Annotated in this window: 37 protein-coding genes; 29 read left to right on the top strand and 8 right to left on the bottom strand. The window is 40.1% G+C overall.

The features are described from left to right. The first annotated feature begins 3 nt into the window (after window positions 1–3). The 4 genes from dnaN (at window position 4) to IEV27_RS05350 (ending at window position 3,541) form a co-directional block, all read left to right on the top strand. Complete coding sequence (dnaN, locus tag IEV27_RS05365) at window positions 4–1,101, top strand: DNA polymerase III subunit beta (RefSeq protein ID WP_188376406.1); 1,098 nt, start codon at window positions 4–6, stop codon at window positions 1,099–1,101. Between the two features lie 29 nt (window positions 1,102–1,130). Next, window positions 1,131–1,484, top strand: coding sequence for a cupin domain-containing protein (locus tag IEV27_RS05360; RefSeq protein ID WP_373868067.1), 354 nt, complete (start codon window positions 1,131–1,133; stop codon window positions 1,482–1,484). A gap of 24 nt (window positions 1,485–1,508) precedes the next feature. Next, a complete protein-coding gene (locus tag IEV27_RS05355) occupies window positions 1,509–2,849 on the top strand; it encodes an NAD(FAD)-utilizing dehydrogenase (protein WP_188376405.1) in 1,341 nt (446 codons plus the stop codon). A gap of 140 nt (window positions 2,850–2,989) precedes the next feature. Further along, complete coding sequence (locus IEV27_RS05350; protein WP_188376404.1) at window positions 2,990–3,541, top strand: DUF6241 domain-containing protein; 552 nt, start codon at window positions 2,990–2,992, stop codon at window positions 3,539–3,541. A 384-nt stretch (window positions 3,542–3,925) separates the two neighbouring features. On the opposite strand, the gene IEV27_RS05345 is transcribed toward IEV27_RS05350, so the two are convergent. Both IEV27_RS05345 and IEV27_RS05340 read right to left on the bottom strand, forming a co-directional pair. Continuing rightward, window positions 3,926–4,798: a pirin family protein gene (locus tag IEV27_RS05345; RefSeq protein WP_188376403.1), complete on the bottom strand. Its 873-nt coding sequence runs from the start codon at window positions 4,796–4,798 to the stop codon at window positions 3,926–3,928. Next, on the bottom strand, window positions 4,779–5,240 hold the full coding sequence (locus IEV27_RS05340) for a MarR family winged helix-turn-helix transcriptional regulator (protein WP_188376402.1): 462 nt from the start codon (window positions 5,238–5,240) through the stop codon (window positions 4,779–4,781). Before IEV27_RS05340 ends, IEV27_RS05345 begins: the two co-directional genes overlap by 20 nt. Window positions 5,241–5,631: 391 nt before the next feature. Between IEV27_RS05340 and IEV27_RS05335 the strand changes: the two genes are divergently transcribed. The 9 genes from IEV27_RS05335 (at window position 5,632) to IEV27_RS05295 (ending at window position 12,683) form a co-directional block, all read left to right on the top strand. Next, a complete protein-coding gene (locus tag IEV27_RS05335; protein ID WP_188376401.1) occupies window positions 5,632–5,976 on the top strand; it encodes a MerR family transcriptional regulator in 345 nt (114 codons plus the stop codon). Then, a complete protein-coding gene (locus IEV27_RS05330; RefSeq protein WP_188376400.1) occupies window positions 5,973–6,428 on the top strand; it encodes an SRPBCC family protein in 456 nt (151 codons plus the stop codon). Before IEV27_RS05335 ends, IEV27_RS05330 begins: the two co-directional genes overlap by 4 nt. A gap of 78 nt (window positions 6,429–6,506) precedes the next feature. Beyond that, window positions 6,507–7,163 (top strand): ribonuclease H family protein, encoded by a 657-nt coding sequence (locus IEV27_RS05325; protein WP_188376399.1) that lies wholly within the window; start codon window positions 6,507–6,509, stop codon window positions 7,161–7,163. 325 nt (window positions 7,164–7,488) lie between these two features. Beyond that, a complete protein-coding gene (locus tag IEV27_RS05320) occupies window positions 7,489–8,703 on the top strand; it encodes an EAL domain-containing protein (RefSeq protein WP_188376398.1) in 1,215 nt (404 codons plus the stop codon). Between the two features lie 38 nt (window positions 8,704–8,741). Continuing rightward, the gene (locus IEV27_RS05315) at window positions 8,742–9,260 is read left to right on the top strand and encodes an SRPBCC family protein (protein ID WP_188376397.1); all 519 of its coding nucleotides are present in this window, start codon (window positions 8,742–8,744) and stop codon (window positions 9,258–9,260) included. A 183-nt stretch (window positions 9,261–9,443) separates the two neighbouring features. After that, complete coding sequence (locus IEV27_RS05310; protein WP_188376396.1) at window positions 9,444–9,908, top strand: GNAT family N-acetyltransferase; 465 nt, start codon at window positions 9,444–9,446, stop codon at window positions 9,906–9,908. A gap of 117 nt (window positions 9,909–10,025) precedes the next feature. Then, on the top strand, window positions 10,026–10,460 hold the full coding sequence (locus IEV27_RS05305; protein ID WP_188376395.1) for a flavoprotein: 435 nt from the start codon (window positions 10,026–10,028) through the stop codon (window positions 10,458–10,460). Between the two features lie 292 nt (window positions 10,461–10,752). Next, window positions 10,753–12,261: a BCCT family transporter gene (locus IEV27_RS05300; protein ID WP_188376394.1), complete on the top strand. Its 1,509-nt coding sequence runs from the start codon at window positions 10,753–10,755 to the stop codon at window positions 12,259–12,261. A 164-nt stretch (window positions 12,262–12,425) separates the two neighbouring features. Further along, window positions 12,426–12,683: a hypothetical protein gene (locus IEV27_RS05295; RefSeq protein WP_188376393.1), complete on the top strand. Its 258-nt coding sequence runs from the start codon at window positions 12,426–12,428 to the stop codon at window positions 12,681–12,683. 105 nt (window positions 12,684–12,788) lie between these two features. Here the strand turns inward: IEV27_RS05295 and IEV27_RS05290 are convergent, their stop codons facing one another. Further along, window positions 12,789–13,094: a hypothetical protein gene (locus IEV27_RS05290; protein ID WP_188376392.1), complete on the bottom strand. Its 306-nt coding sequence runs from the start codon at window positions 13,092–13,094 to the stop codon at window positions 12,789–12,791. 242 nt (window positions 13,095–13,336) lie between these two features. Here IEV27_RS05290 and IEV27_RS05285 point away from each other — a divergent pair, with 242 nt between their 5' ends. Beyond that, the gene (locus IEV27_RS05285) at window positions 13,337–14,368 is read left to right on the top strand and encodes a PLL family lectin (RefSeq protein WP_188376391.1); all 1,032 of its coding nucleotides are present in this window, start codon (window positions 13,337–13,339) and stop codon (window positions 14,366–14,368) included. A gap of 62 nt (window positions 14,369–14,430) precedes the next feature. On the opposite strand, the gene IEV27_RS05280 is transcribed toward IEV27_RS05285, so the two are convergent. Together IEV27_RS05280 and IEV27_RS05275 are read right to left on the bottom strand one after the other, a co-directional pair. Continuing rightward, entirely contained in the window at window positions 14,431–14,982 is a 552-nt protein-coding gene (locus tag IEV27_RS05280) for a DUF2269 family protein (protein ID WP_188376390.1), read from the bottom strand. A gap of 219 nt (window positions 14,983–15,201) precedes the next feature. After that, window positions 15,202–15,324: a YjcZ family sporulation protein gene (locus IEV27_RS05275; RefSeq protein WP_188376389.1), complete on the bottom strand. Its 123-nt coding sequence runs from the start codon at window positions 15,322–15,324 to the stop codon at window positions 15,202–15,204. A 347-nt stretch (window positions 15,325–15,671) separates the two neighbouring features. Here IEV27_RS05275 and IEV27_RS05270 point away from each other — a divergent pair, with 347 nt between their 5' ends. The 8 genes from IEV27_RS05270 (at window position 15,672) to IEV27_RS05235 (ending at window position 19,634) form a co-directional block, all read left to right on the top strand. Further along, window positions 15,672–16,160, top strand: a complete 489-nt coding sequence (locus tag IEV27_RS05270) for a GNAT family N-acetyltransferase (RefSeq protein WP_188376388.1) — start codon at window positions 15,672–15,674, stop codon at window positions 16,158–16,160. Between the two features lie 77 nt (window positions 16,161–16,237). Then, window positions 16,238–16,903 carry a Type 1 glutamine amidotransferase-like domain-containing protein gene (locus IEV27_RS05265; protein ID WP_188376387.1) on the top strand — a complete coding sequence of 222 codons (666 nt, stop codon included), beginning with the start codon at window positions 16,238–16,240 and terminating at the stop codon, window positions 16,901–16,903. Beyond that, on the top strand, window positions 16,893–17,420 hold the full coding sequence (locus IEV27_RS05260) for a GNAT family N-acetyltransferase (RefSeq protein WP_188376386.1): 528 nt from the start codon (window positions 16,893–16,895) through the stop codon (window positions 17,418–17,420). Before IEV27_RS05265 ends, IEV27_RS05260 begins: the two co-directional genes overlap by 11 nt. Before the next feature lie 20 nt (window positions 17,421–17,440). After that, entirely contained in the window at window positions 17,441–18,151 is a 711-nt protein-coding gene (locus tag IEV27_RS05255) for a class I SAM-dependent methyltransferase (protein ID WP_188376385.1), read from the top strand. Continuing rightward, window positions 18,148–18,714: a cell division protein FtsQ/DivIB gene (locus tag IEV27_RS05250; protein WP_188376384.1), complete on the top strand. Its 567-nt coding sequence runs from the start codon at window positions 18,148–18,150 to the stop codon at window positions 18,712–18,714. Before IEV27_RS05255 ends, IEV27_RS05250 begins: the two co-directional genes overlap by 4 nt. Before the next feature lie 75 nt (window positions 18,715–18,789). After that, window positions 18,790–18,987 (top strand): DUF6366 family protein, encoded by a 198-nt coding sequence (locus tag IEV27_RS05245; protein ID WP_188376383.1) that lies wholly within the window; start codon window positions 18,790–18,792, stop codon window positions 18,985–18,987. Window positions 18,988–19,100: 113 nt separating this feature from the next. After that, entirely contained in the window at window positions 19,101–19,400 is a 300-nt protein-coding gene (locus IEV27_RS05240; RefSeq protein WP_188376382.1) for a hypothetical protein, read from the top strand. 42 nt (window positions 19,401–19,442) lie between these two features. After that, window positions 19,443–19,634: a hypothetical protein gene (locus IEV27_RS05235; protein ID WP_188376381.1), complete on the top strand. Its 192-nt coding sequence runs from the start codon at window positions 19,443–19,445 to the stop codon at window positions 19,632–19,634. Between the two features lie 401 nt (window positions 19,635–20,035). On the opposite strand, the gene IEV27_RS05230 is transcribed toward IEV27_RS05235, so the two are convergent. Further along, window positions 20,036–20,479, bottom strand: a complete 444-nt coding sequence (locus IEV27_RS05230) for an alkaline phosphatase (protein WP_188376380.1) — start codon at window positions 20,477–20,479, stop codon at window positions 20,036–20,038. Window positions 20,480–20,651: 172 nt separating this feature from the next. Between IEV27_RS05230 and IEV27_RS05225 the strand changes: the two genes are divergently transcribed. The 5 genes from IEV27_RS05225 to IEV27_RS05205 all read left to right on the top strand — a co-directional run bounded on the left by IEV27_RS05225 (window position 20,652) and on the right by IEV27_RS05205 (window position 23,846). After that, on the top strand, window positions 20,652–21,284 hold the full coding sequence (locus tag IEV27_RS05225) for a P-loop NTPase family protein (RefSeq protein WP_229734840.1): 633 nt from the start codon (window positions 20,652–20,654) through the stop codon (window positions 21,282–21,284). Then, entirely contained in the window at window positions 21,266–21,739 is a 474-nt protein-coding gene (locus IEV27_RS05220; RefSeq protein WP_188376379.1) for a GNAT family N-acetyltransferase, read from the top strand. The genes IEV27_RS05225 and IEV27_RS05220 overlap by 19 nt, the downstream gene beginning before the upstream one ends. A 65-nt stretch (window positions 21,740–21,804) precedes the next feature. Further along, entirely contained in the window at window positions 21,805–22,329 is a 525-nt protein-coding gene (locus tag IEV27_RS05215) for a YcxB family protein (protein WP_188376378.1), read from the top strand. A gap of 73 nt (window positions 22,330–22,402) precedes the next feature. Continuing rightward, window positions 22,403–22,885, top strand: a complete 483-nt coding sequence (locus IEV27_RS05210) for a VOC family protein (protein ID WP_188376377.1) — start codon at window positions 22,403–22,405, stop codon at window positions 22,883–22,885. 433 nt (window positions 22,886–23,318) lie between these two features. Continuing rightward, window positions 23,319–23,846 carry a DinB family protein gene (locus tag IEV27_RS05205; RefSeq protein ID WP_188376376.1) on the top strand — a complete coding sequence of 176 codons (528 nt, stop codon included), beginning with the start codon at window positions 23,319–23,321 and terminating at the stop codon, window positions 23,844–23,846. A gap of 111 nt (window positions 23,847–23,957) precedes the next feature. Here IEV27_RS05205 and IEV27_RS19965 read toward each other — a convergent pair whose 3' ends face one another. Both IEV27_RS19965 and IEV27_RS05200 read right to left on the bottom strand, forming a co-directional pair. Next, a complete protein-coding gene (locus tag IEV27_RS19965) occupies window positions 23,958–24,083 on the bottom strand; it encodes a hypothetical protein (protein WP_268235630.1) in 126 nt (41 codons plus the stop codon). A gap of 64 nt (window positions 24,084–24,147) precedes the next feature. Then, complete coding sequence (locus tag IEV27_RS05200) at window positions 24,148–24,726, bottom strand: DNA-3-methyladenine glycosylase (protein ID WP_188376375.1); 579 nt, start codon at window positions 24,724–24,726, stop codon at window positions 24,148–24,150. A 163-nt stretch (window positions 24,727–24,889) separates the two neighbouring features. On the opposite strand from IEV27_RS05200, the gene IEV27_RS05195 reads away from it, so the two are divergent. Together IEV27_RS05195 and IEV27_RS05190 are read left to right on the top strand one after the other, a co-directional pair. Next, window positions 24,890–25,168 carry a YesK family protein gene (locus tag IEV27_RS05195; RefSeq protein ID WP_188376374.1) on the top strand — a complete coding sequence of 93 codons (279 nt, stop codon included), beginning with the start codon at window positions 24,890–24,892 and terminating at the stop codon, window positions 25,166–25,168. An 83-nt stretch (window positions 25,169–25,251) separates the two neighbouring features. After that, complete coding sequence (locus IEV27_RS05190) at window positions 25,252–25,680, top strand: GNAT family N-acetyltransferase (protein ID WP_308808304.1); 429 nt, start codon at window positions 25,252–25,254, stop codon at window positions 25,678–25,680. Window positions 25,681–25,699: the final 19 nt, after the last annotated feature.

Genomic DNA, 25,699 nt, shown 5'->3' with positions numbered 1-25,699 from the left:
CATATGGAATTTACCATCGAAGCTAGTTCCTTAAGTGAGGCCTTACGAGACATTACTCGTTCCACCTCTAACAAAGCTGTCACCGACATACATTCAGGAATTAAATTAGAAGCAGCAAGTGGTTCTTTAACAGTTGCAGCTGTGAACGCTCAGTATTACGTACAAAAACGTATATCTTCAGTTGAGATTGCCGAAGAAGGAAGTATTGTTCTGCCAGGAAAACTTTTTACAGAGGTCGTCAAAAGAATGACAGGAAATCTCTTGTTAAGGACGTATCAGTTCCGAACTGAAATCATTTCCGAGGATTTAAAGACGCATATGAATGGCATCGATCCACAAGAATTTCCTCAACTTCCGCAACAAGAAGGTGAGACTACCTTTTTCTTATCAAATCAAACGATTACGGATTTAATTGACGGAACAGCATTTGCCGTGTCTACGAATGAATCTAAACCCGTTTTGACAGGTGTCCGATGGGATGTAAGTGAGCGTCATATTCATTCAGTCGCCACCAATTCGCATCGACTTGCGCAGTTACATAAAAGCGTAGAAGGTAAAAAAGAAGTACAGGCGACCATTCCCGTGATGACGTTAAAAGAATTAAAGAAACTGATGAAGCAAGAAGAGGAAATTGAAGTATCTGTCGGGCCGACAAGCGTACGCTTTTCATCTGAGGATTTTTTGCTGCATTCTCGAATTATTGAAGGAAATTATCCTTCCGTTGAGAAGTTGTTTCCTAAAGAAGTAACAACCCGGTTTACGATTAATAAAAATAATCTCCATAAAAGTGTTGATCGTGCAACACTGTTTGCTAGTGAATGGCGCCATTGCAACGTCAATTTTGAGACTTCTACAGAAGGGAAGTTACGTGTATATGCCAATGCGTCTGAGCTAGGTGAAACGGAAGAGTTTTTACCAATTGAGAAATTCGAAGGGGACTTGATAAAGATCGCCTGTGATGGGCGGTTCTTCATGGAAGCTCTTCAGTCGATGCATTCTGAAGACATTCAAATCAGTATGAGCGGAGACAAACGCCCGATTATTATTCGACCGACGAACGGTGACAAACATGTTCATCTTATATCACCTGTGAGAAGCTAAAGGAAATACATGTAGAAATCCTCAGGGAGGTGGAGCCGATCAAGATTTATCGATTTGGTCCAGAAACGGGAATAACGATTACTAAATTTAATTCGGATTTTATTATAAACAGGATCGTAGAAACGGAAAAGAAAGCTTACGTAAGTGCTACGCATCTTGCGCCTAAAGGGGTAATCGGCTGCCACCAAGCCGTCGTACCTCAGATTCTACTTATTGTGAGCGGGGAAGGAACAGTAAGGGGTGAAGATGATCACGCCACTTCTGTAGCGACTGGTGATGCCATCTATTGGGACAAAGGTGAGTGGCATGAAACCAATACTGAAACAGGGTTAATGGCCATAGTTGTTGAGAGCGAGGAATTAAATTTGTTCCTATTAGAATAACCATTTAATAGAAAGGAGATCCTTATGTACGACTTGACGATCATCGGGGCAGGAGTCAGCAGTGTTTTCCTGGCTTACACATTACTACAAAAGAATGAGGACCTATCTGTGCATGTGATTGATAAAGGAAAAAAGCTAAATGAACGAATTTGCGGCCTTGATGAAGGGAATTCGTGCACTTGTTCAGACGGCTGCAGTAAATACATGGGCTTCGCTGGCCTTGGTAAATCAGAGGGCAAGTTCAACTATACAAATGATTTCGGAGGAGAACTTGCTCAAAAGATTGGTGAAGAAGAGACACTCCAATTGATGAAAGAAGTCGATCACATTCTATGTACTTTTGGAGCGGACCAAGTCGATACTTATAGTACGAAAAATGGACCATTAACGGAAAGAGCTGCTCAGCATTCGTTACATGTCCTGTCGACGGAAGTGCGTCATCTCGGTACAACTGTCGCCCGGGAAGTTTTTCAACAGATGTATGAAAAGATGAAGGATAAAATCACATTTACTTTTGAAGCGAATGTAGAGCGTATACAAAAGAACGATAGCTTTAGGATTCAAACGAATAAAGGAAACTTTACGAGTGATCAAGTGGTCTTAGCTACGGGTATGAGCGGCAGTCAATGGTTAAAAGGCCAAACCAGTGCTTTAGGATTGCACCCTGGAGAGACAAGGCTTGACCTTGGAATTCGAGTAGAAATGAGAGGAGATCAGCTGGACCCTATCCTCCAAGACACCTTTGAAACTAAACTACAATATGTTGGAAAAGATTACTCAGCCACTACCTATTGCATGAACCCTAGAGGCAGGATTATTCGGAAGCACCAGCACGGACTTGTGATGCCTGACGGACAGAACCAGTATGAGAAAGAAACACCGAGTGCGAATTTGAACTTTACGCTGTTTGTGCCAAAGTACTTTCCTACCTATGAAGAAGCAATGAAGAAAGCTGAACAAATAATAGGGGGGATTAATGGGGATCGCGATAGAATTGTTGTTCAGCGATTAAGAGATTTAAAAAATAATCAAATTTCAAACAATCGTAATTGCCACTCGATCATCCCTTCTCTTGATGCTGAAAAAGGAAATATAAACGAAGAAGTCCCTGAGTTGTACATAAGAGCATTACTCGATTTTTTTGAAGCTTTAGAAGGACTGCTTGGTGAATCTATTGACCCTGATACTTTGTTATACGGAATCGATGCGAAATTTTACGAACCTAAATTGTATACGAATGAGAAGTTTGAAACAGAAGTACGAGGTTTATATCTAATAGGAGATTGTTCAGGTGAGACCCATTCACTTGCTCAAGCGGCTGCAAGCGGTATCTATTTAGGTAGTAAGTTATGCTCATATAATTAAAATAATTTTTTGCGTCAACTAGGAATAAAAGAGTGGGTCCCTTCTTGGTGGAACCATAATTTGGTTTAATTACTATATACTTGAATTGAGTCCCTTAGACCTATATCATAGTATATAGAGGTTTTATTAGGGGGTAACGTATGTATAAGAAGATATTTGGTTTTTTAGCTGCCTTAATTTCCGTCCTTATTATCGGATTTGGGGTACTTATTTTTGTTGATCTTATGGACGAAGATACGCCTGCTTCTTCTGCCGGGGAAGACAAACAGGAAGAGAATGAGAATGAGGAAGTTCATGAAGTAAGTGAACTTTCTGATAAGAAATTTGAAGAAAATGAAAGTGAAGATTTGAACCCTTTTGGGGATGCTGCTGCACCTTCTGAAATGCGAGATGCTGACTTCCAGGAATATATACATAAGATGTCGCACCAAAAAGTAGAGGCCAATGACAAGTGGGGCTTCTATAAGATTACAGAAGAACGAATTAATTGGCTGTCTTCCGCTCTAAATAAAGCAGAACTTTCTCATAAGGATATTTATGAGCGAATACTTAATAAGTGGGCGCAAGGGGATTTTTCAACAGTGGATGAGGATCATAATGAAATGTGGAGTTTACAAGGCGGAAACGTCGGTAAGGCCACAGGCATTCTTTCGGAATCCGAGGAAGAACAATATATTAACAGTGCAGATTAATGATTTTAAAAAATACAGCTCAGTGACTCCATTTAACTTGTGGAGAACCTCATGCTTTTTCCTTGCACCCAGGAGCAAAGGCCCCTTCCCTTTCCGCGGACGAGCGCCCGAGCTTCCTCGCGAAGCCCACGCTCGGCGATCTCGCACACTCGTTCTTCCGCAGGAGTGGAAGGGTCCTCGCTCCTTGGAAGTTCCTTAAGGCAGAAAAGGAGTCTCCTTCACTACCTCACCTTGGCTCGATGGAGGACAATCTTCTTCAGTTTTGACAGGCAGTGGTCTTCAGCGTACGTTCGATTTAATATAAATCATCCGAACTGATTTCAATAAAATCGTTCGGATGATTTTATGCTTTATTAAGTTTTGTCCTGTCCTGTTTTACTTTCTTTATATAGCGGGTGGTCCAAATTTACCCTCATGAAAATCTCGATAGGCTTGTTTTATTTCTTCCATTGTATTCATCACAAACGGGCCATAGGGGACAATCGTTTCACGAATGGGTGCTCCGGAGTAAACGAGTACTTTCGTTTGGCGTTTGTTAGATCGTAAATACAGTTCGCTGTTTCCCTTTGCGTCGTCTTCATCATTAAAAGTGAGAGTAGCTACTCCATGCTTTCTAAGGTTAAGCTTCGTAGTGCCTGCGTCTAAATCGCCAGCTAATACATAAAGAAAAGCGTTATGGTTCTCAGGAAATTCCAGATGATATTCGTCGCCTTTGGCTAATGTTATTTCTGTCAGCGTGATCGGGACAATGGATTTCATCGGACCTTGCACGCCAGCTACATCTCCAGAAAAAACTTTAACAGATCCGCCATCGAAAGAAACGACGGGGGCGTCTTCCGAATAGACATTTTGATAAGTGGTTTCTGTGTTTTTTTTATCTTTAGGCAAGTTAAGCCATAGCTGAAGTGTGTGGGCGATATCATCTTCTACCCCATCTTCCGCGTGTCGGGCAGCCCAGCCGGCATTCATATATTGAACATCTCCGGGTTCGAGAATATCTCGTCCTCCTGCGTTATCAATATGCTCGAGTCTTCCGTCGATCACATAGGTAACGGTTTGAAAGCCCCGGTGCGGGTGATCAGGGAACGTTCCTTTTTTAAACCAGTCTTCTGCCATCAGTATAAAGGGGTCGAACTCAGCCCAGCGATCAACAGGAAGCACCCATCCTTTTTGAATAGAAGGGAACGGCATTTCGTTATACTTTACGTACCAATGGTCTTTCACTTCACGTTGAAAGTTATTTGGCATTTCCTTCATCCTTTCTTTCATCCTTTGCTTCAATGTTTTGATTCATTTTCGTAAGAAGTCGATCGAGTTGCTTCAATTCATCTTCAGTAATTCCCTCGCATACGATGTCGTTAAAATTCTCAGCAACAGGCAGTACCTTTTCCTTTAATTGTTGTCCAGATGCTGTCAGGTAAAGTTCTAACGATCGACGGTCCGACTGTGAGCCTTCTCGTTTAATAAAGCCTTTATCTTCAAGGTTGGAAGCCATCCGCGCAATGTTCGTCTTATCTTTATTTAATTGTTTGGCCAGCTGGTTTTGAGAAAGTCCATCCTCCTCCCATAGCAGCATCATGATTAGGTTCTGCTCAGGCGCGAGGTTATATGGCTTGAGCTGACTTTTTATATAGCTAGTAAGTTTTAGATCTGTCTTATGAATTTTAATGCTTATATAATCTTGAAAGGTTAAGTTCATGACCCATCCCTCCTACCTGGAGAATAGTTGCTATACATACTAATTTAATGTTGAGTATAATAAGAACAAGTAGAAAAGTCAATAAATAGGAAACGTATGGTTCGTTGCAAACTAGATGAAAGAAATTATATCGTAAGGAGGGATACAAGTGAGAAGAGTAGAAGTAATACCTTACAGTAAGCAGTGGCCTCAACTATTATTCATTACATAAGAAGAACAGCAATCAAGGGGATGGAAGTGGAAAATCAGGATTTGGCTACCGCTATCAAATAAACGGATTTGGAGTGGTAACGAAGCTGACATTCTCTAGATAAAGAAAGGATCTTTTATACACACCTGATTGACTCTGTGGTGCACACAAAGGTTTACAATAAGAGGGGGGAGGAAGAAAATGTATAAGATTAGTGAGTTTTCAGAGATGACGGGGCTGACGAAAGAAACGCTTCGTTATTATGCCGAGGTTAAACTGCTGGAACCGGCGTATGTTCATCCTAAAAATCACTATCGCTATTATGATGATGGAAGCTATTTTCTAGCGGTGTTGTTAGTAAAATTGAGGCAGTTTGAGTTTACGATTCAAGAAATGATTTCAGTAATGGAAGATGAATCATTCGCAAACCTTGAAACATTACTGCAAGAAAAGCGGGATAACATTCAACTGCAAATCCATCACCTTCAATTAAAAATAAATGAAATTGACGTTTTTCTTGCAACAGGAAGGGAGATAGAGGAATGATCGAGTGGAAAGAGGAAAAGGTGATTGAAACCAACATAGAGAATGTATGGGAATTGTTTTTAGATGAAAATATTAAACGTATTATGCCTAAAGTAGAAGAACACGCGTTAATCGAAAAAAGTGAGGATGAACCGGGAGCCAAGCACAGGCAAACGTACCGAGAAGGGAAACGTTTGGAAACGTACATCGTCGATACTCTGGCTTATGAAAATAAAGAAGGTGAAAAGTATAAAAAAGTGAGCTTTATTATAGGAAAAGCCTTTGAGATTACGGTATCGTATCATCTCATAAAGCTGGATGACAATCGGACGAAGCTTATTTATGAAGGGCAAAACCAGGGAGTGAATTTTGTAGGCAGAGCGATGCTGAAGCTTGCCAATAAAAAGGGCAACCATGATGTTGTAGCAGAATTTATGGATCGCGTAGAACAAGAAGCGCTGAGGCAGCAATAAAAGCAGACATATTTTTCCTAGTCAAAGGGAACAATGTATGTAGCTTCTCATAGATCGAGAGGAAGGAGCGATCCCAAAATGAATGTTCGGATAGAATTGACGTATAAGACACCGAAGCGAACGGAGACTCAATTTATTTCTGACGAGATGCCGGCAGGACAAGCGCTTCTCATTGCAGAGGATCTTGAAAAAACAGGCAGAGCGAAGACCATCACTTTTATTGACCGGACTGAACGTACGTGGAATATAAAAGAATTGAAGCAGTATATGAAAGGCATTGAAACGGAACCGCATAACATCATTATTTATTTTGATGGCGGGTTTGATCACGATACAAAGCGTTCTGGTTTAGGATGTGCGATCTATTATGATCAAAGCGGTAAATCGTTTCGTCTTAGAAAAAACGCCCAAGTGGACCAACTGGATTCTAACAATGAAGCTGAATATGCTGCGCTGCACTTTGCCCTTAAAGAACTTGAATTGTTAGGAGTCCATCACTTGCCGGTCACAATTATTGGAGACTCTCAAGTGGTCATCAATCAGCTGGATGGAGAGTGGCCATGTTTAGAAGAAGAATTATCGAATTGGGCCGACCGCATTGAACATAAAATGAAAGAAATGGGGATACAGACCGAGTATGCAGTCGTTTCCCGCAAGTCCAATCGAGAAGCAGATCGATTGGCTACTCAGGCATTACAGGACATTGAAATTACGAGTACGAGTGAAGTAAATTAAAAGGGTGCTGAGCAGCCCCTTTTTTTGATGCTGGAAAAAGGTTAAAGAAAGAAGATCGCTAATCCGCTTAAAAGCAGAAGGATGGATCCAGATAAGAGAGCTATTCTAGTGGGGCGGTTGGCTTTGTGAAAGATGCGAAAGAACATAACACTCACCTCATATCTATTAGATTTTCCCCTTACCTATTATACGATTGTGCCAGCAAAAGGATTCACATGACATAAAATCATATGACAACATAGGAAGTCCGGATATATAATAAATACATCCGGACTATTTTATATGACATCTCTATATGACATGAGGGACAAAAGGAGGGAGACTCATGGATCCATTAGATATTGTTAGTCATTTACATAAGATAAAGCCTGTCTACCAGCCGGTTATCAGTGCCATTAAACACGATGTGGCTGGCTATGAAGTGCTGGGGCGTTTCTATTACGAAAACGAGTGGAGAAGCCTTGGAGAATTTTTTCAAGATACCGAAGTACCAGAAGAATTTAAGGTAGAGGTGGATCAACATTTATTACATTTAGCGCTCTCTGATATGCTTTCGCATCATAAGAAGGGTTATTTGTTTATCAATCGAAATGCAAAACAACTGATGATCAATAACGGAGAAGATTTGTTAGAAACGTTACTTCTTTTTGAGCAAAAAGGATTTGCGATGAATCGAGTGGTTATTGAAGTCACCGAGCACGACTTTGACGAAGAGTTTGAGGAGCTCAGTCACTTGCTGCTGTACTATAAGACGTTTGGCATTCAAGTGGCGATTGATCATGTCGGAGCAAAGAGTTCTAATATTGACCGCATCCGCCAGTTGGAACCTCATATATTAAAAATCGATACGAAATCCATTCGCACCCATAATTCTGAGGGCTTCCAGGATATCATGTATTCTCTATCCATGTTGGCTCAGCGAATAGGGGCAGCCTTGCTTTTTGAAAATATTGAGGAAGATTTTCAGCTGCACTTCGCTTGGAAGCATGGGGGTCGTTACTATCAAGGATTTTACTTAGCTAAGCCCAGCTTTGAGCTTTTATCTAAAGATGACTTGTCGTTAAACCTAACTTCTAAAGTCGCTGCCTATATCGAAAGAGAGAAATCACTGATTGAAAACCGTCTCACCCTAGTCACTTCTTGGGAACACAAGGTGAAAGGAATCCTATCGAAATGGGAAGGACCAAAAAAGGTGGACTCTTTTATCGATTGGGTCACGGATCAATTTGATAATGAAAGCTTTCGAATGTTTGTATGTAACAGTGATGGCCAGCAGGTTTCTTCCAACTTTAGAAAGCGCAAAGAAAGCTGGGAGCTCGAACCCCATAAAAAAGGATCAAACTGGGCGTTTCGACCTTATTTCTTAGAGAATGTGATGCAGATGAAAATCTCTAACAAGGGCATGCTCTCAGATATTTATTCCGATATTGAGACGAAGCACATGATCCGAACCTTCAGCTATCCACTGACGGATCAGCACTTTCTATTCATCGACCTTCAGTATTCGTTTATGTATGATCACGAATGCTTGCTTATATAAAAGCCAGAGGAAGATTAGTTTAATGAGGAGGGACTAAAATGTCTGAAAACAAAGTGGAATCTTGGGTTGAAGGTAGAGATTTGGTTATTGAGCGAAATTTTAACGCCCCGAAGGAATTATTGTTTCAAATGTTTGCAGAGTCTCATCATTTAGAACAGTGGTGGGGTCCGCAAGGGTGGGAAACTGAAAACAAGACATTTGAGTTTAAACCTGGAGGTACATGGCATTATTGCATGCGCTGTGTGGATAAGAATCAGGGGGACTTTTATGGGCAAGAATCGTGGGGGTTAGGAAAATTTCAGGAAATCTCAGCCCCGACAAAGATTGTTTATACTGATGTTTTCTCAGATGAAAAAGGGAATCCTTCGGAGAGTATGCCGCAAATCGTAGTGACGTTGGATTTTTATGAACAAGATAATAGGGCCAAGCTGAGAATTCGCAGTGAATTCGCCACGGTGGAAGATCTAGAAGCTGTGAAAAACATGGGAGTCGTTGAAGGCATGTCCTCACAAATGGAGTGTCTCGATGCTTATCTAAAAGAAATCCAGCAGGTCTAAAGAGCGCTCATTAAATGGGCGCTCTTTTTTGTAGAGTCATTGAAATAGGATTGTGTAAGGTGCTTCTTTTTGAAATAATTGTAAGTGCATTCAAATAGAAGGGGGAGCTTATACACAGATTAGCTTAGGAAACGCATTGTTTAGGTGATGCTCATTAGTTTTAACAGAAAGGAAGCGAAGTGAGTGATATTTAAACCGATTCAATTAAATAAAGACCTGGAGACCGCCATACAATTTCGAAAAGATTCATTTTACCTAAGCTTTGGTGAGGGTCAACGTTTCAATGAAGAAAAGTATATCAAGTGGCTTGAAGAAAAACTTGCAGAATATCCAGAAGGTTGTGTGTTGATTGAGGAAAATGGTAAACCGATAGGCCAAGTAGAATTATCGATTCGAGAGTATAAAGGGGAGCGCATTGGCTATGTTCATCTCTATTATTTAGTAGCTGAGGAGCGAGGGAACGGAAAAGGGAAATCGCTCCAGTCCTTTGCGGAAGATTTTTTTCGTCGTAAAGGGCTGCGGCACTATCACTTAAGAGTCTCTCCCACTAACACACAGGCGATGAAGTTTTATAAGAAAAACGGGTTAGTTGAAATTGGGTCTGAACTAGATGGAAAAGTGATACGAATGAAAGGGATGGTTCCTTAAAAACGATTCTGAGATTGCAGGTCATTTTGTATATACATATGAGTGATTAGAAACATTAGGATCTTAAGGCCTGTATCATTCCTATTGGACAAGCATACTAAAAAAGAAGGGAAGAGGATGATGGTACCCGAAGACTTTCACAGTTTTTTGAATCATTATCTGAAAAGCTGGCGTAGTTTTTCTATAGAAGAAATAAAAAAATGCATTTCCAATGAGTATCAAGCTAGAGAGGCGGATGGTCATTCAGAGATCATAGACTTTGGTTATCAGGAATCAGTAGAAGGATGGGAACAAGCCTTCAGTCAGTTAAGAGACCATGCGGAATGGATCATAAACGAGATAGGGATTCTTCCTTTGAAAAACAATGAGGTCATGGTCATACTTTCTGCTACGTTACTCATGGATGAGCAGCCGCTGGATAAAGCAAGCTTGTTCTTTCAAACGTTTAAAAAAGATGAAAATGAATGCTGGAAATTAATAATGAGCTATATTGAAGCGGGAGTACCTAAAGATCATTTGAATTCTCTTGTGATGGTCGATAAGGAGTCATAAAGAACGAGGTAAGATCTGAATATAGGAACGGGAAAGAGAGGCTGTGAGGAACAACCTCTCTTATTAGATTAATAACTTTCTAGAAAATACATGCAGACGCTTCGTAGGATATTATTTTGATATAATGATGGGGTGTTATACAATTATGGGGAAGATTGGAGAAATTTGTTTGAATTTGCTCTATATTTTGCTCTATATAGAGTAACTGAAGGCTGAACCCCTAAGGTTAGGCTTTTAACCATCATTCAGGAACTACTTTTCTCTAAGAAACTATTACATAAGAGGTGGACCTATGAAGAGAGTAACAATCGTTTTTTGGTATGGTCTTGTGATATGCGGGTTATTTGTGCTCTGGGGAGTTATTGCTCCTGAGAACTTAAAGGAATCAACCGCAGAGGCCACTGCATTTATTTCCACTCGGTTTGGGTGGTATTACTTATTAATCATCATGGTAATGGTAGTGTTTTGTGTGTACTCAATTTTTTCCCGGTTTAAAAATATCAGGCTGGGCAAGGAGAACGAAAAACCTGAGTTTAGTTTAACTGCCTGGTTTGCCATGCTGTTTAGTGCAGGTATGGGAATGGGGCTTGTCTTTTGGACAACGGCTGAGCCTATATCTCATGCTTTTATTAATAGCCCGAGATCTGAACTGGGCACTGATCAGGCGATAAAAGAATCTCTGCAATTTTCTTATTTCCATTGGGGAGTTCATGCCTGGGCCGTATATGCGCTTGTTGCCCTCGTGTTAGCCTATTTTAAATTCCATAAGGGATATGCCGGGCTTATTAGTGCTACACTTGTGCCGATTTTCGGGAAGAAGAGTATGAATGGATTTGCAGGACGAATGATCGATACTTTAGCTGTAGTTGCCACAGTGGTCGGAGTAGCAGCCACTCTTGGTTTTGGAACAGCACAAATTAACGAGGGACTTGCCTTTCTCTTTAATACTCCTGCAAATTATGGTGTTCAATTAATCATCCTTATCGTAGCTACTGGACTATTTATTTTTTCCGCCTGGTCAGGTGTAAGCCGTGGAATTAAATATTTGAGTAATATTAATATGGTGCTTGGCTTTGTATTAATGATCGTTTTATTAATTGTAGGCCCTACTTTATATATTCTTAATATGTTTACCGATTCTCTCGGCGGTTATATTACGAACTTTTTTAATATGAGTTTTCGAATCGCTCCTTTAAATGAGGAGGGGCGAACGTGGATTGACAGCTGGACGATCTTTTACTGGGCCTGGTGGATTTCCTGGTCACCGTTTGTTGGTATTTTTATAGCCAGGATCTCAAGGGGGCGAACGATTAAAGAGTTTATGATAGGGGTCCTGTTTGTTCCCGCTCTCGTTTGCTTTATCTTTTTTGCCGTGTTCGGCGTTTCAGCGTTAAACTTAGAGCAGCAAGGATTAGCCACAATATCAGATTATCCAATGGAAACCGCAACTTTTGCTATGCTTGAACAATACCCGCTGGGTGTCATCATGTCACTCGTTACCATTGTTGTGATCGCCATATTTTTCATTACTTCTGCAGATTCTGCCACGTTTGTTTTAGGAATGTTGTCAACGTCAGGGTCAATGAATCCATCAGGAATGGTTAAAATTATCTGGGGTTTTAGTTTATCAGCGATGGCTGCTATTATTGTTTATTTCGGCGGGACAGAAGGTTTACAAAATGTGTTAATTATAGCAGCGTTTCCATTTTCCGTGGTTGTTCTATTGATGGGTTATTCTTTCTTTAAAGCTGCGAATATGGAGGTAAAAGCTTTTAAAAGGAAGCCGACCAGGAATGGATAGAAGTTTCATGTTTAACTCCTCTGATTTGTAGGAAAAAGGTAGTAAGGCTATCTATTAAACTTTTATTGGATAGCAGTTGAAAATAAGTGTGAGCTTATATATCATAAAGTTAATACACAGTTTCATAGAATTCATAGAAATGATTTCCGTAGAGGAGTGACCAAATGTTAAAGGAAACTGACTTTCCTACAGAAGAACTTAAAAAGCAATGGATTAAAGTTCGGAACAAAAAACTAGAAGAAATGGCACAGTACTTTAGACCATATTTTCATCTTACAAAGGTTAGAGAAAACAATAGCAGCTATGAGGTTCAAGGCTATTTTTATCAGCCGGGTTTTGGTGAAGTGAAAATGGGATTTGAATTTACTCATGAAAATGTTGCTAAATATACAGACTTGTTTGATGAACCAATTGAAGAATAAGCGGCATGAAAAAATGAACCCATCCTTTAAATGGGTTCATTTTTTTATGTGTTTTTCATAATAATTTCCCCAATGGGGCTGCGTGTCATTAGAGTGAAGTGACAGCTAAGAAAATATCAATTCCCCGGTTATTTGATACCAGATATACTCCATTTGACCTATAAATAAGCCCGCTAAAATAAAGGCTGTACCTGACAGCAAGTACTTATTACGTTTTTGAATTAAATCGTAATTCTTATACATCTTACTCAATACTACTAAAACCAGTATAAAAATAGGTAACGTAATTAACGAAGCTGCTACATCAACATAAGTAAGAGGTTTGCTAATGTATTGATCGGCATACACATGAATGACAAGAGCCGGGACAAACAAGATGAATTGGTAAATGAAAAATTTAATGTGATTCATACGTATTCTCCTTCCTGCTGTAAATGCAGTTTTGGAATCGTTTCGTGTAAAGGTTAAGTATTAGTTTAAGGTTAAGTTTTGGCTCATTCAAGAGTAATTTTAACAATTTTAGCGTGATGGAATTACGTTTTTAATAGTAAAAAGTGTAACCGGTAAATTGAATGAACTTGTATCTTTTACATGTTTTACTAGCTGCCCGCATAAAATTGATATCGATAACTAAAGGGAGGTGTACACCTGTCATGAATCATTATGGATATCCACAGCATCCTCATTATGACTATTATTACAGAAGCGGACCTCAATTCAATTACAATCCTTATCGACATCCTCATCCCTATCCACCACAATTCCAGCCTTATTACCAACCAACACAACTACCACAGGAGATGAATGATAATCAGTGGCGTGTTAGCTGGAAGCCGTGGGAAGATCTTGGCGCACCGCCAAATGGCTTTCGAGGAGCACCGGCTGCAGCGTCTTGGCAGTCGAACCGGTTAGATTGTTTTGTTCGGGGCAGAGATAATCGGATGTGGCACAAGTGGTGGGACGGTTCGAGATGGAGGGAATGGGAAGATCTTGGTGCGCCGAGAGGGGGAGTTAGAAGTTCCCCTGGAGCCGTTTCTTGGGGACCGAACCGAATCGATTGTTTTGTTAGAGGAAGAAATGATCGAATGTGGCACAAATGGTGGAATGGTTCTCGCTGGAGTGAATGGGAAGATCTTGGCTCTCCATCCCCAGGGTTTGAAGGAGCGCCAGCCGTGGCCTCTTGGCAATCCAATCGTTTAGATTGCTTTGTTCAAGGTGATGACAACAATTTATGGCATAAATGGTGGAATGGCGCGAATTGGAGCCAATGGGAAAATCTCGGCTCCCCACGAGGAGGAGTAAGAAGTGCCCCTGGAGCGGTATCCTGGGGGCCAAACCGCATTGATTGTTTCGTGAAAGGAAGAAATGATCGAATGTGGCACAAATGGTGGGATGGTTCCAGGTGGAGTAACTGGGAAGATCTTGGCTCCCCGCGAGGTGGGTTTGATGATGCCCCGGCTGTGTCTTCGTGGGCTAGAAACCGACTGGATTGCTTTGTGCGAGGCAGCAACAATGAACTATGGCATAAGTGGTGGAATGGAACCAGGTGGAGAAATTGGGAAGACCTTGGAGCCCCAAGGGGTGGAGTTCGTTCCGCACCAAGTGCTGTGTCATGGGGAGCTGATCGAATTGATTGCTTTGTCAGAGGAAGAAACGATCATATGTGGCACACGTGGTACTCATAATCTAATTCGTAGAATAAATATTGGTAAAGTAAAAAGCAGTCTGCCTGGCGCAGATTGCTTTTTTATGTAGATGAAGATGCTTTGCTCAATACTATAGGCGCTGCAATAAAACCACCACCTATTGCGATAAATAAAGTTATGAGAGATCCAATCCAAACGGGTTTTACAGTCATTAGAAAAAGAATGGCAACCAACATCAACGTCATGATTAGAACAGAATGCCAAAGAACGCGATCCTTAACCTTAGCTTGTAATTGTAAAGAGGGGGTGCTCTCCAGCTCTTTATTTGCAGCAGCTAAAATGGCTTTTAAACGGGGGAGGTTAATGAGCGGCCCCATAAACGTCATGAGTAAGAGTGCAGCTAACGATAAATTGACCCACGCCTCACCCCATCCCCAAGTGGAGAATACTAAAAATAAACCTGGAACTAAGACGATAATGACGCTAAATGGGAGCAGTATATCCATTTTGACTGCTAAAGAAGACCATTCTCTTAAAGATTCTGTTTTATTAGCATATAGCATGGCTGCCATTGCGGTAACTGTCACCCCTACGGCTGCAAACATAACGACGGTACCTAGTATGTGAAGAAATAAGACAACATTGTAGAACATATCAATAAACTCCCATCATCACTATTTACTACTCGTATACTTTACGAATGGCAAAGGGCTATTATTCCATTAAAGATGAAACAAGATTACGTTTATTCAGTAAGGTGGATGAAAAGCTCGAGAGTGATAAGAAGCGAAAATAATAAAATATCGTATTGAACCATCTAAAAATAAATAAGTTAAGGCAATCGGCCTTAACTTATTTAAAAAAGGTTTATTTTATTTATAAAAAGATGCTCCAACAATAATTAAAAGAATGAACAAAACGACGATCAAAGCAAAACTGCCGCCTCTGTTGCGACCGTATCCGCCAAAACCGCCATATCCACAACCATAGCTCATTTTCTCACCACCTTTTCACTCGTTAAAGATAGCTTATGTACGATGAGGGGGAAAAGGCAGGGCACAAATTTCATTAATAATGCTTAGAGCCAATAGGACCTCTTGCAAAAGAGATTAAAAACCTTTAGCGACACGATTCTATGTCATTTCATTGAATAACTCTCTTATGAAAATCAACATCAACGTTTAGTTTTAATGAAAAATAGAAACCTTTATTGTGAATATTGATAAAATTTGAAATAATTACATATATAGACTCGAATTATGGAAAGACAGATTGACAGACATAACAAATGGAAACAAGACGGATTATCATCGATATTTTAGAAATTGAAGGGAGTGGGAATATGATCATTCTACAGGAAGCAAAAGCGGAGGAAGAATATATTTTACACAACCTGATGCAATTTTACATCTATGAATTTAGTAAATATATACCTTCAATACAATTAGAGGATGATGGTTCTTACCAATGGTTTAACTTAGATAAATATTGGCAGAACGATCATTTTCATGCTTATTTCATTAAGCATTACGAGGAGTTGATTGGTTTTGCTCTTCTCGAAAGCCAGTCTGAGAATCAGCCGAATACGATTGAAGAATTTTTTATTGTCGGTAAGTACCATGGTCAAGGTTTTGGGAAAATAGCGGCCACTCAGCTTTTTAACAAATATCCTGGTGCGTGGAGCGTCCATCAAATGGAGAAAAACAAACCATCCCAAGCTTTTTGGAAAAAAGTGATCAGCCGACTCACTGAAGGATATTTCGTGGAAACGGTGGAGCAAGGCAAGCATATTCAAGAATTTCACACCAACTCTTTTAAGAAGGCAAAATAGGGAGGGTCACGTTATGCGGTATAATAAGCATGCAGAATCCATTAACCAAACAGAAGTACAAACTAGGGAGACAGATGATGAGTAAAGTAGGGGCATTGATATTGTCCGGAGGAGGAAATGCGGAGCAGTCGCATGTCATAAACCTGCATTTTGCCGAATTGATCAACAAACAGAAGCCGGTATTATATATCCCTCTGGCCGGTGATCCTCAAGTTAGAACGTATAAAGAAAGTTACGATTATATCGTACAAGCTTTTCAAGAAGTGGGAATTAAAGAAATTGTGATGTGGACAGATGTTTCTCGAAAATCACGTCAGGATTTAGAACCTTTCTCAGCTATTTATATAAGTGGAGGCGATTCTCAGCGACTATTACACATAATAAAGGAAGCTGATTTTGATGAGGCGTTAATCGAGTACTTTCAAGACGGCGGGATCATTTACGGACAAAGTGCAGGAGCGATTATATTCGGGAAAGAGATCACCCATTTTAAAAGTGGACATCCTGTGGCTGGACTTAACTTAATAGAAGATCGCTCAATCTGGTGTCACTATAAGCATAAGGACGATCAAGCCATACATAAACGTGTGAAACGACTGCGCCATCCGATTTTATTACTGCCGGATGGAAACGCCATTCATTGGAACGGGGAACATATGCGTTCGATTGGCACTCGTTCTTCATTTTTAGTAGATGAATTTGGGAAAAAAGAGCCGACCGAGGAGGTGGAGGATGAAGTATAACATCCGTAAAGCAAAAGCGGCAGATGCTGAAGAGATTGCGAAAGTCAGCACAAGCAGCTGGAAATCCACGTATGAAAATATTCTTCCTGACTCCTTTTTATCCTCTCTAGATCCTCGCAATAAGCGATCCAAGTGGGAAGAATTTATCGTTGAAGAGGCAGAGAATTTTGTTTATGTTGTTGAGACCATGGATGGAGAGGTCGTTGGCTTTTGTCATGGCGGTTTAGAACGAACGAGGAACTATCCTTTTAGAGGTGAATTGTACGCCATTTACTTTTATAAAGAGGTGCAAGGAGATGGTCTTGGTCAAAAGCTGTTAGAGGTGCTGGCTCGTAAACTTCAAAGTGAAGGAATTCAATCGATGCTCGTATGGGTGCTTGAAGAAAATCCTTACCGTCGGTTTTATGAAACACTTGGTGGAGCTGTGCTCGATGAAAAGCAAATAACAATCGATGGTTATGAACTTACTGAAGTTGCTTACGGGTGGACTGATGTAAGTGTCATGATCAATAATTAGATTAGAAGAGGTGAGTAGAGATGAGCCGCACAAAATTAAATTTAGAAAAGATCATCTTTATTGGAAGAACCTACGAAGAGTATCTTGACATGTTTTCATTAAATGAAGAAGCGTTAAAGGGAAAGAAAATTCTCGATTGTCCTTCTGGTGCTTGTTCATTCACGGCAGTTGGAAGGTCAAAAGGGATGGATATTACCGCAGCTGATATGGCTTACGATCATTCTGGCGCAGTTCTTGAAAATAAAGGGAAGCAAGATTTACATCATGCGATGGAACACATGGAAAAGGCAAAGAACAATTACATATGGAGTTACTTTCAAAATATTGAGGAGTTAAAGAAGTATAGACAGAGTGCATTGGAAAATTGTACACAGGATTGGAAAGAAGCCAGTGATCGTTATCTTCCTGTTGTGCTTCCTGAACTTCCTTTTAAAGATGAAGAGTTTGAGCTCGTTCTATCCGCTCATTTCTTGTTTATGTATGCAGACCGCTTAACCTATGAATTTCATCTAAGATCGCTTGAAGAGCTGCTGAGAGTTACCAAAGAAGAAGTCCGTATTTTTCCTCTCGTTGACTTAGAAGGCAAACGTTATAAAAGAATGGATGATTTGGTTGAGCACTTAAGCTCTCAAGGCTATGCAGTGGAGGAGGTCAACGTTTCCTATGAATTTCAAAAGAACGCTAATTCGATGCTCGTTGTTACTAAAAAAAAGAAGGAGAGGACTAAATGAGTACGTCTAAAAAGAAAATATGGTGGGGGATCGGAGCTGCTATCCTTGCGATTTACCTAATTTCGATCTGGCAATACCCGTACAGCCCGATCAGTTTTTACAAAAATGTAGAAGTGACGAATGCTCACACCTATACAGAAGAAGACATTTTAAAACCTCTGGATGACGTCTGGGAATCGGACGAAGCCATAGACGATGTGACTGTTAATCGGTTGTACATTATGAAGAATATTTACGATTTTGATTGGTTGTATCAAGAAAGTGCTCAATTGCCGCCTGAAGAACTTATGATGGCTGAGGTCAGAGTGGAGCAATCAATCGATGCTGCATTCTCCCTTGCTCTATACCAAGAAGGGTATGATCAGGAAACGAAAAGCGCTTTAGATTTATTCGTTACCAATCTGCAGCATCTTGAAAATGAGTTAAGAGTTACGAAAGACGATGAATGGGCTTCAAGAAAAGAATTACAAAATCGCTACAGCAGCATTCGCAAGGTCTATAGACAAAATGCTCAGTCTTTTAAAGAATTTTACAACGTGTATCATAGCAGCAGAGGTGCATAAATTTCTACTTAAAAGAACTTTAAGCGAATACTGCCTATTAATTAAATGTACCATACGAGAAATTAAGGAGATGAGATGGTGAGAGACAATAATGAAACGCCGGAAATGTGCCGAGAAAGATTAAAGCAAGAAGAATCAAAAAGCAGCATGGCCAGCAGTGCTCAAGGTTCGGGACTCCCGGACTTAGTCGGCGGGTTAAGCTGGAAGGGAACGGGGATACTGGTTACAGCTATGATTATCGGGTTTATTGCCTTCCTTTACCTCTTTAATTAGGAGCATAAATAGTCCTTCTTCCCTATCCTCGAAACATTCACGCGAGGTTATAGTATAAGAATAATAGTTGCTAACAACTCACTACATCTAATACAGAATAGGCGGAAAAGCAATTGGAGAAAAAATCAGCAGTTTTTATTTTCATCATCTTGCTGACGTTACTTTTAGGAATGCAAAAGGTACAACCACAGTCGTATTATCACCAGGAAGAAGAATTGAGTGCTCAACATTCAATTGCGGCTGTTTCGCAGGTTAATTCCATCCCTTCTTTGTCCAGCAAAGAAGTAGTTCTGCTTCCGGTTTCAATTATAAAAAACGTTTTCTGCACAACTTTTCTTCAAAAAAGGAGCTTTATCCAACCTCATGCTGTGTACGCTATTCTTTATCAAGAAAACGAAGGCTTTTATCCGTAATCCTTTCCACTGACCTTAAGAATATAGGAAAGGAGAAGGATGATGAGTACTGAACGAAGAGAAAGCCTTGAATTTGTTGGATTCACTTTCATAGTGCTTACTTTATTCTTTGGATTGATTGTTCTTTCAGGTATCTTCTCAGGTGTACATTGGTTAGAAATAATGCCGAATTTTTCAAGGGACTTTGTGAACGTTGAAGTGTTCCGTGACCTACTGAACTTCCGAGAAAACTGATAGAGGGAAGGGCTTTTTCTTTAGAAAATAAAGTTGACGCCATTTGATAGTTACCGTCGGTGCCGCGTTTTTTTCTTGGGGGTTTTTACTGGTAGTAGTGGCAATGGAAAGGTGAGACAGCGACATAACGTCAGAAGATAACGTCCTATCTCTAAACGATAGCGCCCTAACTCCAGTTAATAACGCTTTAACGACAAAGATAGCGACATTTCTTCAATAGTCTCAACAATAAATGAAGGCCGCCAAATTGAATATGGCGGCCTCCGTTTTTTTGTTGTAAATGACTAGTCTAATGCTTTCTTCAACTGATCGAGCATAGTTATGTTTTGAGGTGTCGTGCCCTTATAGTCTTCAACTTCAAAGCTGTCGGCTATTTCGCCTCGAAATGTGAAATCAGAAGGTTAGCCATTGGATTTCAAATAGTCTACGAGAGTACGCTTATCCCATCCCATTAAAGGTGTGGCGTAGGTCAGTCCTCCTTGATCTTCCCAGTAAATGTGCTTATCTTTATTTTTTCCTTTATCTTTGCTCTGCTCATCTTCTGTTGAACTGCCAAGTTTAACCCCCATCGCTTCAGCCATTATTTTCGGAAGATCCGTATTCTCAACTAATCCGGAAAAGTCATCAGATGCTGGTCCATATGCATAAATTGGGACATCCACACCGGTATGTACTGAACTCGTCCCTCCTACAAGGGCCCGGTCACTAACAACATTATTGATGGCTTCGTTTGGTTTTTCTGCTGAACGAATCGTTTCTACTTCATCATCCGTTAACTCTAACCCTGTATACTCCTCTACGACTTGTGCGATATTACTCTGATCCTCATTCAATTGCTCAGCCATGTTCCAGAAATTAAGATCCCAGATGATCCGATTAACCGGAAATTATGTGCTCTGTTGAATGAGGGAAAAGATGGAAAGGCGGTTAAATTAGAGAGAGAAACATTTGGCTTGTCGCTCATTGAAAGCAAACACTACGTAGATGTCTTGAAGAATCAGTGGAAGGACGAAGAGGATGAAAAATCGCATTAATTTTACGTTTGTTTTTTACTCATCACTTGTTTATGGATTCTATTTGGATTATGGACGCAGCCGCTTGCCAAGTTCATTTTTTCGCAGGGGGGATTGCCTGGTGGAAGGGAAGAAAATACATATTATTGGGTCTGTAGCGAGCGGGAAAACGACGTTAACTGGAAAACTGTCTGCTAAACTTGATATCCCTTATTATGAGCTTGATAACGTGGTATGGATCAGAAATAAAGAAGATATTCGAAGGACTGAACGAGAAAGAGAAGAGTATTTAAATCATATTCTCGTGTCCGAGGCTTGGATTGTGGAAGGTGTTCATCACGAGCCGTGGATGATGAAAAGTTTTCAGGAAGCTGACGTCATCATCTTTCTAGATAATGCTTATAAACGACGTAAGTATAGAATCATTAAGAGGTTTATAAAGCAAAAGCTGGGCTTTGAAAAAGCTAACTATACCCCGACTTTTTCGATATTCATTAAAATGTTTAAATGGAATGCTTCTTTTGAGAGGAATCCCGTCATTTTGGAGAAGTTGGCCGATTATGAAGAAAAACTAGTAATCATTCGAAACGATCGTACGTTTATTGAGGAGGTAAAATCGTGCAAATTAGACATGTAACAGCCGATGATTATGGTGTGATCTCGCCTTTAATTAATGATTGGTGGGGTGGACGATCGATGGCTGATATGCTGCCGAAATTGTTCTTTATTCATTTTAAAGATACCAGCTTTGTGGCAGAAGAGAATGGGAAAATTATAGGTTTTCTCATCACATTTTATTCTCAAACGCATAAAGATGAAGCTTATGTTCATTTTGTCGGCGTTGATCCGGAATATAGACAAAAAGATATCGCTAGAAAGCTTTACGGTGAATTTTTCAATGTCGTCAAACAATCAGGACGTTCCATCGTTCGTGCGGTGACATCTCCGATCAATAAAACTTCAATTGATTTCCACACGAAGATTGGATTTGATTTCGACCATGGAGACAAAGTGATGAATGGTGTGCCTGTGGTCACCAATTATGATGGAAAAGGACAAGAACGCGTTCTTTTTATCAAGCATGTAAAGTAATTTTAGCCAAAAAATTCTTCCTTCGTGATAAGCTAATGAGGAAAGTCGTTTCAAGGAGTGAGTGCATGAAGGAAAATCAGAGATTGACGGTCAGCGGTGCATTAACCGTTGGAGATTATAGAAGGCATAACAATTACCATATGAAAAAAGTGAAACTTATTTATTTTCTTGCAGCGTTCGCATTGTTTTTTTATGTGAGTTTTCGATCAATGGAAGGTCCATGGCTTATTTCATTACTCGTGACGAGTGTGGTCTCTTTTCTCCTCGCTGGTTTCGTATTGTTGTTTCTCATTCTTATGATTAATGTGAGAGCCACTAGAGAGTTTAATAAAGATCGCAGACTGCAAAGTGAAATCACCTATATATTCCGTTCGATGGATATTAAACAGAAGTTCGAGAAATCAGTGAACCAATATCAATGGTCTGATCTCTTGTCTGTGCAAGAGCAAAAGGATCTTTTTCAATTATATGTATCTAAGCATCACGCATTAATTTTGTCCAAGTGGTTCTTTGATACAGAAGAGGAAATCGATACGTTTAAAGCCATGATTAAGAAATATGCTGATACGAATCAAATTAAATTTCTTTAAGCAGGAGAATGGATCCAGGCATCGAATCTTTTCAATAGACAGGCGATAAAAAGGAAAGGAGCATAAAGAAGACATGAATCTTTCCCTTTCGAAAATCAGCCCAAATTTATGGTTCGAGTACCAGGCGGAACAAGCGGCGCAGTTTTATGTTTCCACCTTTTCTAATTCCAGGATTCTTAACGTTGCTTACTATGGCGATGCAGGGCCGGGACCTGCTGGAAGTGTGATGACCGTTTCATTTGAAATTGAGGGAATGTCCTTTATCGCTTTAAACGGCGGTGCCCATTTTTCATTTTCTCCAGCTATTTCTTTTTTAGTTGATTGTGACACGCAGGAAGAAATAGATGAACTTTGGGAAAAGCTTTCTAAAGATGGGGAGGAAGTGGAATGTGGCTGGCTGGCTGACCAGTTTGGTGTGTCGTGGCAAATTGTTCCTAAATTGTTACGTGAACGATTAAATGATCCTGATCCAATAAAAGCACAACAAGTGATGAAAGCCATGCTTCAAATGAAGAAGCTGGAAATTAAAGAGTTAGAAAAAGCTTATCATCAATAAGAAATCAGCAACTTTACTTTGGTTGAGTGGACGGCCGATCCTTTCCATATTTTCTATGGAAGGTTTCTCTTTTTTTGGTACTCTAAAAGCTCTGCCTATTATTCTTATGTTAATTGGTGTTGTTAGTTGGACATATGCTATCAAAGAATACAAAAAAATGCTGGAACATAAGTAAAGCTGTGATGTCAAAAACGAACAATCGTATAACGCAGATGATTAGCGTAGTATTTTGACGGGACGGCGTACACTCGATTTAACATAAATCATCCGAACTGATTTCAATAGTATCGTTCGGATGATTTTTTGCTTTATTCAGTTTTGTTCCTGCCTCTTCTTATATAAGTTAAGTATACCATTCCTCAGATGAAAAAATTAGACTATTCATTTTCTTATAAATTGGTAATGTTAAGAGGTGTATAGAGGGAGGGCAAAAATGATTCATTACCAAATCGAGCCGGTTGAAGGGTATTCACCTAAGGTTGGAGAACTTGTTTCTATGCTGGAGCATACAAAAGAAGTTACGTTAGAAGAAGTAGCATATTTAACTGTTGAAGAACTAGATGCTTTGCCTTACGAACAGGGGAACTCGATCGCAGCTCTCTTATATCATATAGCGGCGATTGAATTTGTCCATCAGGTGATTTCATTTGAAAACCGGGATCTAACTGAACGGGAAAAATCAAAATGGGGAATCGCTTTAGAGTTAGGAGAAATGGCTAGACGCAGTATAAAATATAAAGACATTCACTATTACACCGCCTTATTGAATGAAGTGCGAGCGGACACCTTAAAACAATTGAAAGTAAAAGATGATAAGTGGTTATGTGAATTGAAGCACTGGCCGAATGGAATTCCACATAATAATTATTACTTGTGGTATCACGTAATGGAGGATGAGATTAATCATCGAGGGCAGATAAGGATGATGAAAAGGCTGCTAAATAATAAAGAGTTGTTATGAAACCATTAGCAGTGGCTAAGCTTTTGAACAACACTGGGATCACAACGAACGTGAAAAAGAATAAGAAAGGGACAGTTTCTCTTGTAGAAACTGTCCCTTCATTTACATGTATTAATTTTGAACGGATTGTTCGCCTTCCCATGCAATTAATATTTTCCCTAATTCTTTCTCAAGACTTGCTAACTTCTCTTGTTCAGTTTCTGAAAGGTTGGCTATGTGATAGTCGTTACTGTTCATGAAAGTAGAACCTCCTTAAGAATATCTACTTTCAGTATTTGCTGAAAGGAAGGTCCTATTCCCCTTATCTTGAAACAAATTTGTTATCCGTAACCCAAAAACGCCACGGAAAATCACGCGCATCTCCTGAGTTCTCAATACCGATTCTTTTTCCCTGTGAAATGTGAGCAGGTTTAAAACCCTCTCTAATATAAAGGGGAGGATTGTCATAAGGACGGCCGTAATCGCTGCGAATAATCCCCAAAGCTTTTGTTAGTTTTCCAGGTCCATTCGTTAAATCCTTCTCCTTTTTATCTCCTCGTCTTTCGTACATTAAGTTGATTCCTTCGAGAGGCTCAACAGCGCGGATGAGAACAGCTTCCGGGCTTCCTTCCTCGCCGCTGACCACATTAACGAGGCAGTGGGTATGCATCACATACGTATAAGCATATCCTGAAGGTCCGAACATAACCTCTGTTCGTTTCGTTCTTTTATAGTTGTAACTGTGAGCCGCACGATCAACCGGTCCGATATAAGCTTCTGTTTCCACAATATAACCTGAAGCCGTACCTTCGTCCGTTTCCTTCACAAGCTCGCACCCTAAGAGGGAGCGGGCGAGTTCTAACGTTGGCTGCTCGTAAAAGTCTTTTGGCAGAACATTCATTATTCGTAACACCTCTTATAAAATGGTTCTATCACTAATTATTATGTGATAATCTTTGATTACCAGTATTTTCTAGGGAGTTATGTCCCACTATCTATAGAAATCGATTTTCACTGGTAAAATTATGAATTTCGTCGGTAAAACTAAAGGAGGTCAGCTGGAAATGGATTTCCTACTAAATGTAGTGCCTGGTATCCTCATGGCTATAGGATTTGTTTTCATGCTCTACCTATTGTATCATCGCAAGTTTGCTTTTGCTTTATTACTGATCGTTTGCCTGGCAGGGCTGTCCGTTTATTACTACGGACTATGGGTAGTACGGCGTTTTGAAGGCATGGGAGTGAGCTTATTAGGGGTTAGTATATTTCTCTTTGGGTTGATTGTTTTGCTCATCATGCTGCTTATTAGAATGATAAATTCTAATAGAGGAGAGAGTAAATGAATTTAACAACGAATCGTTTATATTTGAGGCCTTATATGCCGGAGGATGAAGGGTTTTTACAATCGATGCTGACTAATCCTTAAATGATGCAGTATATAGGTGATGGAGAAGTCAAGGATCAGGAGGGTATGAAAGCGTTCCTGCATTGGATTTACGATACATATAAACAACACCCTGATTTAGGGATGCATGTAGTCATCAGAAAAGAGGATAATGCCAAGATTGGTCACTCTGGTCTCGTGCCTCAACGTATGGATCATACAGAAGAGATAGAGCTGGGATACTGGATTGACCAGCGTTATTGGAAAAATGGGTACGCAACTGAAGCTGCGGCCACGTTAGTGAATGTCGCCTTTCAGCAATTACATGTAGATAAACTGATGGCTCTCGTTCAACCTGGAAATGCGGGGTCCATCAGCGTCGCCACCAAGGCAGGGATGGAATTTGAGAAAGAAATTCAGCTTGATGTGAAAAAAGTGCTCGTCTACTCCATGAGTAAGAGGTTACGCTGATAAATTTAAAAATTTGCTG

The organism is Halobacillus andaensis (assembly GCF_014636475.1).
Lineage (GTDB): Bacteria > Bacillota > Bacilli > Bacillales > Halobacillaceae > Halobacillus_A > Halobacillus_A andaensis.
Note: the sequence above shows the minus strand (reverse complement) of the source record. Positions and strands in the feature narration are given on the sequence as shown.

Excerpts from the sequence above, each read along its gene's own strand:
- IEV27_RS05290 (WP_188376392.1), bottom strand. The coding sequence starts at position 13,094 with ATGAATCACATTAAATTTTTCATTTACCAATTCATCTTGTTTGTCCCG.
- IEV27_RS05280 (WP_188376390.1), bottom strand. The coding sequence starts at position 14,982 with ATGTTCTACAATGTTGTCTTATTTCTTCACATACTAGGTACCGTCGTT.
- IEV27_RS05245 (WP_188376383.1), top strand. The coding sequence starts at position 18,790 with ATGGTGAGAGACAATAATGAAACGCCGGAAATGTGCCGAGAAAGATTA.
- IEV27_RS05355 (WP_188376405.1), top strand. The coding sequence starts at position 1,509 with ATGTACGACTTGACGATCATCGGGGCAGGAGTCAGCAGTGTTTTCCTG.
- IEV27_RS05320 (WP_188376398.1), top strand. The coding sequence starts at position 7,489 with ATGGATCCATTAGATATTGTTAGTCATTTACATAAGATAAAGCCTGTC.
- IEV27_RS05190 (WP_308808304.1), top strand. The coding sequence starts at position 25,252 with ATGATGCAGTATATAGGTGATGGAGAAGTCAAGGATCAGGAGGGTATG.
- dnaN (WP_188376406.1), top strand. The coding sequence starts at position 4 with ATGGAATTTACCATCGAAGCTAGTTCCTTAAGTGAGGCCTTACGAGAC.
- IEV27_RS05325 (WP_188376399.1), top strand. The coding sequence starts at position 6,507 with ATGAATGTTCGGATAGAATTGACGTATAAGACACCGAAGCGAACGGAG.
- IEV27_RS05275 (WP_188376389.1), bottom strand. The coding sequence starts at position 15,324 with ATGAGCTATGGTTGTGGATATGGCGGTTTTGGCGGATACGGTCGCAAC.
- IEV27_RS05255 (WP_188376385.1), top strand. The coding sequence starts at position 17,441 with ATGAGCCGCACAAAATTAAATTTAGAAAAGATCATCTTTATTGGAAGA.
- IEV27_RS05345 (WP_188376403.1), bottom strand. The coding sequence starts at position 4,798 with ATGAAGGAAATGCCAAATAACTTTCAACGTGAAGTGAAAGACCATTGG.
- IEV27_RS05300 (WP_188376394.1), top strand. The coding sequence starts at position 10,753 with ATGAAGAGAGTAACAATCGTTTTTTGGTATGGTCTTGTGATATGCGGG.
- IEV27_RS05250 (WP_188376384.1), top strand. The coding sequence starts at position 18,148 with ATGAGTACGTCTAAAAAGAAAATATGGTGGGGGATCGGAGCTGCTATC.
- IEV27_RS05260 (WP_188376386.1), top strand. The coding sequence starts at position 16,893 with ATGAAGTATAACATCCGTAAAGCAAAAGCGGCAGATGCTGAAGAGATT.
- IEV27_RS05210 (WP_188376377.1), top strand. The coding sequence starts at position 22,403 with ATGAATCTTTCCCTTTCGAAAATCAGCCCAAATTTATGGTTCGAGTAC.
- IEV27_RS05230 (WP_188376380.1), bottom strand. The coding sequence starts at position 20,479 with ATGGCTGAGCAATTGAATGAGGATCAGAGTAATATCGCACAAGTCGTA.
- IEV27_RS05285 (WP_188376391.1), top strand. The coding sequence starts at position 13,337 with ATGAATCATTATGGATATCCACAGCATCCTCATTATGACTATTATTAC.
- IEV27_RS05315 (WP_188376397.1), top strand. The coding sequence starts at position 8,742 with ATGTCTGAAAACAAAGTGGAATCTTGGGTTGAAGGTAGAGATTTGGTT.
- IEV27_RS05350 (WP_188376404.1), top strand. The coding sequence starts at position 2,990 with ATGTATAAGAAGATATTTGGTTTTTTAGCTGCCTTAATTTCCGTCCTT.
- IEV27_RS05265 (WP_188376387.1), top strand. The coding sequence starts at position 16,238 with ATGAGTAAAGTAGGGGCATTGATATTGTCCGGAGGAGGAAATGCGGAG.
- IEV27_RS05335 (WP_188376401.1), top strand. The coding sequence starts at position 5,632 with ATGTATAAGATTAGTGAGTTTTCAGAGATGACGGGGCTGACGAAAGAA.
- IEV27_RS05200 (WP_188376375.1), bottom strand. The coding sequence starts at position 24,726 with ATGAATGTTCTGCCAAAAGACTTTTACGAGCAGCCAACGTTAGAACTC.
- IEV27_RS19965 (WP_268235630.1), bottom strand. The coding sequence starts at position 24,083 with ATGAACAGTAACGACTATCACATAGCCAACCTTTCAGAAACTGAACAA.
- IEV27_RS05305 (WP_188376395.1), top strand. The coding sequence starts at position 10,026 with ATGATGGTACCCGAAGACTTTCACAGTTTTTTGAATCATTATCTGAAA.
- IEV27_RS05295 (WP_188376393.1), top strand. The coding sequence starts at position 12,426 with ATGTTAAAGGAAACTGACTTTCCTACAGAAGAACTTAAAAAGCAATGG.
- IEV27_RS05225 (WP_229734840.1), top strand. The coding sequence starts at position 20,652 with ATGAAAAATCGCATTAATTTTACGTTTGTTTTTTACTCATCACTTGTT.
- IEV27_RS05235 (WP_188376381.1), top strand. The coding sequence starts at position 19,443 with ATGAGTACTGAACGAAGAGAAAGCCTTGAATTTGTTGGATTCACTTTC.
- IEV27_RS05270 (WP_188376388.1), top strand. The coding sequence starts at position 15,672 with ATGATCATTCTACAGGAAGCAAAAGCGGAGGAAGAATATATTTTACAC.
- IEV27_RS05215 (WP_188376378.1), top strand. The coding sequence starts at position 21,805 with ATGAAGGAAAATCAGAGATTGACGGTCAGCGGTGCATTAACCGTTGGA.
- IEV27_RS05330 (WP_188376400.1), top strand. The coding sequence starts at position 5,973 with ATGATCGAGTGGAAAGAGGAAAAGGTGATTGAAACCAACATAGAGAAT.
- IEV27_RS05340 (WP_188376402.1), bottom strand. The coding sequence starts at position 5,240 with ATGAACTTAACCTTTCAAGATTATATAAGCATTAAAATTCATAAGACA.
- IEV27_RS05205 (WP_188376376.1), top strand. The coding sequence starts at position 23,319 with ATGATTCATTACCAAATCGAGCCGGTTGAAGGGTATTCACCTAAGGTT.
- IEV27_RS05195 (WP_188376374.1), top strand. The coding sequence starts at position 24,890 with ATGGATTTCCTACTAAATGTAGTGCCTGGTATCCTCATGGCTATAGGA.